General features: G+C 53.6%; 10 protein-coding genes and 1 tRNA gene. 5 read left to right on the top strand and 6 right to left on the bottom strand.

What is annotated here, in order from left to right; genetic code table 11:
- Window positions 1-4: 4 nt before the first annotated feature.
- From ACTOVJ_RS06055 to ACTOVJ_RS06075, 5 genes are all read left to right on the top strand, one after another.
- Window positions 5-1,387 (top strand): L-serine ammonia-lyase, encoded by a 1,383-nt coding sequence (locus ACTOVJ_RS06055; RefSeq protein ID WP_449502157.1) that lies wholly within the window; start codon window positions 5-7, stop codon window positions 1,385-1,387.
- A 180-nt stretch (window positions 1,388-1,567) separates the two neighbouring features.
- On the top strand, window positions 1,568-1,861 hold the full coding sequence (locus tag ACTOVJ_RS06060; protein ID WP_449502156.1) for a YerC/YecD family TrpR-related protein: 294 nt from the start codon (window positions 1,568-1,570) through the stop codon (window positions 1,859-1,861).
- A gap of 74 nt (window positions 1,862-1,935) precedes the next feature.
- On the top strand, window positions 1,936-2,739 hold the full coding sequence (locus tag ACTOVJ_RS06065; RefSeq protein WP_449502155.1) for a transporter substrate-binding domain-containing protein: 804 nt from the start codon (window positions 1,936-1,938) through the stop codon (window positions 2,737-2,739).
- A 27-nt stretch (window positions 2,740-2,766) separates the two neighbouring features.
- A complete protein-coding gene (locus ACTOVJ_RS06070; RefSeq protein ID WP_449504136.1) occupies window positions 2,767-3,420 on the top strand; it encodes an amino acid ABC transporter permease in 654 nt (217 codons plus the stop codon).
- A gap of 65 nt (window positions 3,421-3,485) precedes the next feature.
- Window positions 3,486-3,671, top strand: coding sequence for an ATP-binding cassette domain-containing protein (locus ACTOVJ_RS06075; RefSeq protein ID WP_449502237.1), 186 nt, complete (start codon window positions 3,486-3,488; stop codon window positions 3,669-3,671).
- On the opposite strand, the gene ACTOVJ_RS06080 is transcribed toward ACTOVJ_RS06075, so the two are convergent.
- From ACTOVJ_RS06080 to ACTOVJ_RS06105, 6 genes are all read right to left on the bottom strand, one after another.
- Window positions 3,649-4,179: a GNAT family N-acetyltransferase gene (locus tag ACTOVJ_RS06080; protein WP_449504137.1), complete on the bottom strand. Its 531-nt coding sequence runs from the start codon at window positions 4,177-4,179 to the stop codon at window positions 3,649-3,651. The two genes, ACTOVJ_RS06075 and ACTOVJ_RS06080, sit on opposite strands and share 23 nt — an antisense overlap.
- Before the next feature lie 70 nt (window positions 4,180-4,249).
- On the bottom strand, window positions 4,250-5,065 hold the full coding sequence (locus ACTOVJ_RS06085; protein ID WP_449502152.1) for an ABC transporter ATP-binding protein: 816 nt from the start codon (window positions 5,063-5,065) through the stop codon (window positions 4,250-4,252).
- A complete protein-coding gene (locus ACTOVJ_RS06090; protein ID WP_449504139.1) occupies window positions 5,065-6,003 on the bottom strand; it encodes a FecCD family ABC transporter permease in 939 nt (312 codons plus the stop codon). The genes ACTOVJ_RS06085 and ACTOVJ_RS06090 overlap by 1 nt, the downstream gene beginning before the upstream one ends.
- A gap of 44 nt (window positions 6,004-6,047) precedes the next feature.
- A complete protein-coding gene (locus ACTOVJ_RS06095; RefSeq protein WP_449504140.1) occupies window positions 6,048-7,070 on the bottom strand; it encodes a FecCD family ABC transporter permease in 1,023 nt (340 codons plus the stop codon).
- A gap of 2 nt (window positions 7,071-7,072) precedes the next feature.
- The gene (locus tag ACTOVJ_RS06100) at window positions 7,073-7,951 is read right to left on the bottom strand and encodes an ABC transporter substrate-binding protein (RefSeq protein WP_449502149.1); all 879 of its coding nucleotides are present in this window, start codon (window positions 7,949-7,951) and stop codon (window positions 7,073-7,075) included.
- A 191-nt stretch (window positions 7,952-8,142) separates the two neighbouring features.
- Window positions 8,143-8,216, bottom strand: a tRNA-Val gene (locus ACTOVJ_RS06105).
- Between the last annotated feature and the right edge of the window lie 16 nt (window positions 8,217-8,232).

An 8,232-nucleotide genomic window follows, 5' to 3' on the forward strand; every position in this document is an offset into this window, starting at 1 on the left:
GCACATGGCTTTGAGCGTTTTTGATCTGTTTTCTATTGGCATCGGCCCGTCGTCTTCACACACTGTCGGCCCGATGCGCGCAGCTGCAATGTTTTTGGATTCGCTCGGCGATTTGACCCAAGTCGAACGAGTCGAATGCCGCCTGTATGGGTCACTCGGAGCAACAGGCGTCGGTCATGCAACAGATAAAGCAGTCATGATCGGTTTGATGGGCGAGCAGCCTGAGTCTGTTGATCCTCAACGTGTCACTCCGCTTGTCCACAAAGTCGAAGAAGAGCTGGCACTCAATCTTGGTGGCGTGAAAGTCATTGATTTCCCACCACAGCGGGACATTATTTTTCTGGGGCGTGAAGAGCTCCCTGGCCACCCTAACGGGATGACGCTTGAGGCGTGGAACAGTTCCGGAGAGAGTCTGGCTCACACTACCTATTATTCAGTTGGGGGCGGCTTCGTCGTTGAAGGGGATGTCACGCCGGATGAACCGGTGATCGCAGATGAACATCCTGTTCCCTATCCTTTCCATACTGCGGCAGAGCTTCTTGAAATCTGTGAGCACGAAAAACTCTCGATTGCACAGGTCGTCATGGCAAACGAGCTCACGTGCCGGAGGGAGGATGAAGTGCGAGCGGGGCTGCTTGAGATTTGGCAAGTGATGAAGGACTGCGTCACCAACGGAATAACGTCCGACGAGGGAATCTTGCCTGGTGTTTTGCGCGTTCCGCGTCGTGCCCCGGCCTTAGCAGCATCACTCAAGGAACGCGACGACGCCGATGACCCGTTGCGTGGTCTGGACTGGGTGACGTTATATGCACTTGCCGTCAACGAAGAGAATGCTGCGGGAGGACGGATTGTCACCGCTCCGACAAACGGCGCCGCGGGCATTATCCCCGCTGTTTTGCACTACTACATGAGCTTTTGTTCCGGCAACGAAGAAGGAGTCATCGAATTCTTACTCACTGCGGCAGCAATTGGTATGGTCGTCAAAAATAATGCCTCTTTGTCGGGTGCTGAGGTCGGCTGCCAAGGTGAGGTAGGGTCGGCGTCATCAATGGCTGCTGGTGGTGTCACTGCAGTCCTCGGGGGAAGTCCTCGACAAGTTGAAAATGCCGCGGAGATTGCCATGGAGCATAACCTCGGCTTGACCTGCGATCCGATTGCAGGACTCGTACAAATTCCGTGTATCGAGCGCAATGCAGTGGCATCAGTCAAGGCTCTGACCGCTGCGCGTACTGCGCTGCGTGGAAACGGAGAGCATCTGGTTTCGTTGGATGATGTCGTGCGTACGATGAAAGAAACTGGGCGCGACATGCAAGTTAAGTACAAGGAAACCGCTCTCGGCGGCCTTGCGGTACATGCTGGCATTCCCGTCTCAATCGTTGAATGCTAAATTGCCACTTATTGGTGGCGCTGGCGATAACTAGCGCCACCAATATTTTTCTTTCCTCACCCTGACGTTGTGAGTCTCGATTTACACACACTTGCACTTCACCTCACTAAAGTGCTAAAGTGTCGGTATTGGGAAGGCCTACCTCAACCTCAATTCCTTCCCCAGTATGGAAGGCACACAGTGGAACGCAAAATCGCTCAGTTAGCCGATGCACTCTCACGCCTTGAGTCTGCCGATGCAGTGTACGCCCTACTTGAGGATCTGTGCACAATTCGGGAAATTCAGGATATGGCACAGCGTCTCGAAGCGGCCAGAATGCTTGACGACGGCGCGTCCTACCAGGAAGTCACCGATACTCTTGCCATTTCCTCAGCCACGATTGCACGCGTAAATAAGGCACTGCACTACGGCGCCGGCGGGTATAAAGCGGTGCTCGCTCGCCTCGGATCACAAACTTCACGACACGCCAACTGACATCCCAGCGTCATGCGCTCTTCACTAATCGCGGCGCGACTTTCTTTCACCCTCTGTTGCTGTCAGGAATGTTGATGACACTGAAAAAAATATACTCACTCGCCGCTCTTGCACTGCTCACATTCAGCGGATGCGGGCAACCGGCGACCCTGAACCCCACACCACAGGCCGGAATGGAATTTGCCGTCGGCTTCGACCAGGGATATCCACCCTACGGATATCTTGGCAACGACGGGAACTACACCGGATTTGACCTCGATCTCGCGGCAGAAGTCGCCCGGCGAAACGGGTGGCGTTTCTCTGCCCAACCCATCAACTGGGATACGAAGGACGCAGAGCTCAATACTGGCGCAATCAGCGCGATATGGAACGGATTCACCAAGGAAGGGCGCGAAGATCAATACACTTTCTCTGATCCCTATATGCTCAATGGCCAGGTCGTCATCGTTAAAGCGGGCTCTGCCATCAACTCTCTTCGGGCACTCGCTGGCAAGAATGTCGTGACCCAAGTTGATTCAGCTGCACTCAATGTTCTCTCCACTAATCAAAAAGCACTTGCTGATACTTTCGCTTCCCTCCAGGAACGCGATAATTACAACACCGCTTTTATGGAACTCGAATCTGGTGCTGTCGACGCCGTCGCCTGTGATTTGTCGATCGCTGAATTCCACATGGCAGCAAACCCCGGCGCCTACGTGAAACTGGCCGACCCGCTGTCGAGCGAACACTACGTCGTCGCCTTCAAAAAAGGCCGGACAGCACTCGCCGACGCAGTGACTCAAACACTGCGTGAAATGAGCGCCGATGGGACTGCCCAACGCATTGCGAAAAAATATGCCCACGATGGCCTGGCCTGGGAAAACTGGCTGCTCAAATAACATGCTGACGAACGAAACGAGAATTCCATGTCTATTTCCGTGATGTTGATCGGCCTGTGTGAAGGGCTCGGACTGTCGATCGCACTTTTTGTCCTCACGCTCGTCGGCGCTCTACCTCTCGGCATTCCGATCGCCTTCGCGCGAATGAGCAAAAATATGTTCCTTCGGTGGATTGCACGTATTTACATTTCGATTATGCGAGGCACTCCGCTCATGCTCCAGATGCTCGCAATCTACTTTGCCCCGTATTACGTGTTCGGTATCGAGCTCAATTCACACTCAAAATTTATCGCCGCTGCCGTTGCGTTTATCCTCAATTACGCAGGATATTTTGCTGAAATCTACCGTTCCGGTCTCGGTTCAATTCCGCGTGGGCAGTGGGAGGCAGCCGTTGTCTTGGGATACACACGCCCCGCCGCATTCAAAAGAATCATCTTCCCACAGATGATCCAACGCATTTTGCCAGCTACCGGCAATGAAGTGATCACCTTGATTAAAGATACCTCCCTTGCCTTCTCTCTCGGAATTCTCGAGATGTTTTCGGTGGCAAAAGCCCAAGCCGCCGCAACGGCCTCGATGATGCCGTTTATGTTGGCCGGTCTCATTTATTGGGTGGTCAATTTCGGTGTCGAGATCGCCTTGGGAAGAATCGAAAAACGTTACAACTACGAGATGGTGTGAAAATGTCTGTTGTCTTTGTGTGCAATGCACGCAAATAGTACGGATCACAAGATGTTCTTCGCGGCATCGATTTTGATATGGCCGAAGGTGAAGTTGTGGCCGTTATTGGCCCTTCAGGTGGAGGAAAATCGACATTGCTTCGCTGCCTCACACTGCTTGAGACTCTGGATTCAGGTTCTCTGTCATACGGTTCGATTGACGTGGCCACCGACGACGGCACCCGAGCATTCATTGCGGGCGCGGAGAACTGACGGTTTCCACCCAATATCGGCGTATCTTTTCTCCCTCAAGATCTGACGTGTTCTCAAGCACGCCTCCATTGGCTTCGATGACACGACGCGATGCGAGATTTGACTCGGCACACGTCACAAGTACGCGTTGATGCCCAAGTTCGCGTGCACAATAGTCCACGGCGAGAGCCAGCATGTTGGTTCCATAACCACGCCGACGGTGCTCTGGCAGCACGGCGTATCCGATATGGCCAGCGAATGCGAGCAAGTAGCCGTTCAGTTCGTGACGAATACTGACTCGCCCAATGAGCTCGCCGTTGTAGAACGCACCCATGAATGTGGCGGGAACGTATCCGCTTGGCAAATTCTCGCCTATTTTTGTTTGCGCCACTTGAGTAAGAAATTCGGGCCATGGCAGAGAGGAGTCGCCTAAGAGAAAATCGAAGTTCTCCTGACTCATGATGCGGTGAGCGTTTCGTGCGGCGAGTTCATCTCTGTTCGTTAACTCCCGCAGCACTAATTGCCCCATGGTTTTCCCCCTGTGTGCGCATCATGAGAAATATTGGCACTGATCTTCTCATATCCTGTGGATATTGTTGTTAAACGAGGTGCTGAGAGTGCGATGTTGCATAAGCAACTGGAAGATTTCGCCCCGTCACGGGATCCGTCACCATCATGCTTGCCAGACCGAATGCTTGATCAATCAACCGTGAATCCAACGTTGATTGGGTCGGACCTTGATCAACAATTTTCCCCTCATTCATCACCACCAAATAATCTGAATACTTTGCCGCGTGGATCATGTCGTGAACCACCATGACAATTGTGTGCCCCTCCTGATTCAGCTCACGTACCAAATCAAGAACCGCAAGTTGATGGGCAGGATCAAGGAACGTCGTCGGCTCATCAAGCAACATAATGTCAGTGCGTTGAGCGAGCGTCATGGCGATCCACATCCGCTGACGTTGTCCGCCCGAGAGCGTGACTGCTGAGCGGTCAAGCAGGTGCTCCACTCCTGTTTGCCGAGCGGCAGCGTCAATGATCTGATAGTCAGCGTCTTTCAGGTTTGCGAACGCACCCGTATAGGGATACCGCCCAAAGGCAATGAGCTCACGAACACTCATACCTTCAGGAACTGTCGGTTGTTGGGGGAGGAAAGACAAACTGCGCGCAAATTGACGAGCCGTGAGAGAAGCAATTGGCTCACCTGCCATCTCAACTGTTCCCGCGCTCTGAGACAATTGCTTTCCCAAGACTTTAAGAAGTGTCGACTTACCACACCCGTTGGGGCCGATGAGAGCTGTTACTTTGCCAGCAGGAATTTCACAACTGACATCGTGAAGTACAAGCTCAGCCCCGTATCCAGCACATACATGGGCACACCGCAAGGCTGTACCTGAATTTTTCATCATCATTACGCCCTTCCTGTCTTCGTCACACGCATGACTAAAGAGATAAAGTACGGCGCCCCAACCAAAGCAATCACAGCACCGACCGGGATCTCCGTGGGAGCAAATGCCCAACGCCCGACGGCGTCAGCTCCGACCACGAGTGCTGCTCCGCCGACAGCCGCCACCGGAATTTGTCTCGTAAGATCCTGCCCTACCAAGAGCTTTGCCGCATGAGGAACAAGTAGCCCGACAAAACCGAGAACTCCAGCAGCGCTGACAGCCGCAGCCCCACATACAACGGCAATTGCAATGGCGCCCAATCGCAGACGCCCCGGTGCAACGCCGACACCCCGCATCGTTGAGTCGGTGAGGATCAATGCGTTGAAATGTCGAGCAAATACCGCAGCACCGACACATCCACACGCAATGATGGGTGCAACCGTGATCGCATCGTCAATCGTTCTGGCATAGAGCGATCCTTTGAGCCATGTCATCGCTGCGCCGGCTTCAGGTGCCGCACGAACCAACAGAAGTTGGGTAGCTGTCCCCAAGCCGACTGAGACGGCAACTCCGGTCAACGCTAAACGCGCCGGATCGGTAGCCGATCGACCACTGGCAATAAAAACGCCAGCTGCTCCCACAACTGCTCCAACAAACGCAATAGGCGTCAATAGACTCGCTGGGAGTGTACCGAAGCCGAGAAGCGCCACAACTGCAAAGAACCCGCCTCCTGCTGTGACCCCGAGAGTATCGGGTGAAGCAAGAGGATTGCGCAATGCTATCTGGAGAAGACATCCTGATACCGCCATGCTTATCCCAGCGAGAGCACCAACCATCACTCGAGGCATACGGTAGCGCCAATACAGATCATCTCCCGCGAGAACACCTGCGACGACTTCGTCGAGGGGCTTGTCCACCGCTCCAATAGCAAGACCCACCACACAGGCGAGGACTAAGAGCACAACTCCTATGAAAAACACTGCGATGAAACGTCGCGATATCTGTGTCACCACTGGCCTTTCTGCTTCCGGGTGGATCCCCCATGGTGGATCCCCCACAGAAGAAGTGGGATACCTGCCATTCCCGTCACGATACCGACGGGAGTCTCAGCCGGCGCCCACAGATATTGAGCCACTGAATCTGCAGTATGCAAGAGAACTGCGCCGATGCATGCCGCCAGAATAAAAACACGCCGATGATTCACCCCGCATATGTTGACTGAAACAGTGGCGGCGAACAAACCCAAGAAACCAATCGGTCCGGCTGCGGCAACACATGTCGCTGTCAACACAACAGCGAAAATAATGCTGATATGGCGGATAACCGCCGGGTTCGCCCCTACAGCCCGACTCAGATAATCTCCGGTGGTGAGGACGTCGAATGCACGTCCGGCCACCACGCATAGAGGAAAAATGACGATAAGTGCGCAGATCGCTGGTGTCACGTCGCCTATCCGAACCCCGCCAAGGCGTCCATTGAGCCAGGCGAGCACCGTCCCCAACTGCGCTTCATCGAGAACCAAAAGAATCGATGTCAGCGCACTGAAAAGCGCAGATACGGCAAGCCCCAGAAGAACCATCTTTTGTACAGCACTTGTGCCGTCATGCACCGGCGAGCTTCCATGCATGCTCAAAGAAATTGTCAGAACCGAGGCAATAACCGCCCCGCCCAGCGCACCAAGAAGCGACCAGGTAGCCGACGTCGACCCCACAATAAAACCTGTGACAACGGCTCCGAAAGCCGCACCAGAGTTGACTCCCACGATCTGCGGATCGGCAAGGTAATTCCCCGTTGCAGTACGCAACAGGACTCCCGATACTCCCAAAGCAGCGCCAATAACCAGTGAAGCAATAAGGCGATCTCGAGTGACTCGCCAGACTTCGTCATACAACCACGGTGCTTGTTCTGGAGGAACAACTGCCGCCAGCTGCCATATCCCTTGTCCAGCTATCGTTACCATGCACACAACAAGGACAGCCCAATAGAGTCTGTTTCCGCTTTGAGAGCGTGTGCTACGAATCGAAGACACGGTTACTTGGTCGCGATGATAAGATCAATCATCGCTTCGGCAGCAAGCGGGCCGCGTGAGCGTGACCAAGTGTCTTGATCGACGTCGACGATGTTCTTCACGACGCCGCCGTAGGGACTTTCGTGGAAACCCTTTGTGTCGTTGTAGAGGTAGAGCGTGTCGAGTTTCATCGCCGGGAGTTTATCTCCGGTCAGCTCAGCTACGTCTGTCTTCGATTCGAGGGCTGATTTCTCTCCGTTGTAACCGTATTCATAGCCTGCTGCTGTCAGGAGCGAGCCGGCGAATGAATCTTTGACCCAGGTATACAGGGTGTTTTTCGACCATCCGACCAAGGCTGTTCGACTCCCCGGTGCGACCTTCTTGCGAGCGAGGGCGATCTTATTCATCAGCCGCTCGCGCACTGCCTGTGCCTTTTCTTCACGCCCGAGTTTGGATGCGATCTTATCCATCGCATCCAAAACATCAGTGTAACGAGCATCAGAATATGCCTCTGTCGGAGCAATCTCCTTGAGTTGTTTTATGATTGCGCCGTGGCGAGTTGGACTTGCCAAGATCAGATCTGGAGAAAGGGACTGAATCACCTCAAGATTCGGTTGTTTCGCCTGTCCAACTGAAGTAATGCCGTCAAGCTTTCCTTTCAAAGTGGTGGGAGCCTGGGATTTTCCGATTTCAACGATGCCCACAGGCTGCACGCCTAGTGCGTGGAGGATTTCTTCGTATCGCCAGTCAAGTGCGACAACTCGCATCTGGTGAGCTTTCTCTGCTGCCGACGAGGTATGTGTTGCATTGTTCTGTCCAGAACACCCGGCCAGACCCGCGAGTAGGGCGAAAAGGGCAAGGAACATAGCGACAGCAGGCATCGACGACCTGAATTGGCTCATACCACGCGTCATATTTTTCGAGAAAGTTAGCATACCCTAATTAAACAGGATGTCACCCGGGCGAGGCAACACAACAAATCTCACAAAACAAGTGGTTGAATCAATTCGACGCGCATGAACAACGAATGGTATTTGTCCTGGGCTTTAAAAAGAAAAAGCCCGAAGGGAAGATCTACCTTCGGACTTTATCGTGGGCGATACTGGACTCGAACCAGCGACCTCTTCCGTGTCAAGGAAACGCGCTAACCAGCTGCGCCAATCGCCCATTATTTAATTGAGAG

The organism is Arcanobacterium sp. (ex Cirak et al. 2026) (assembly GCF_053585065.1).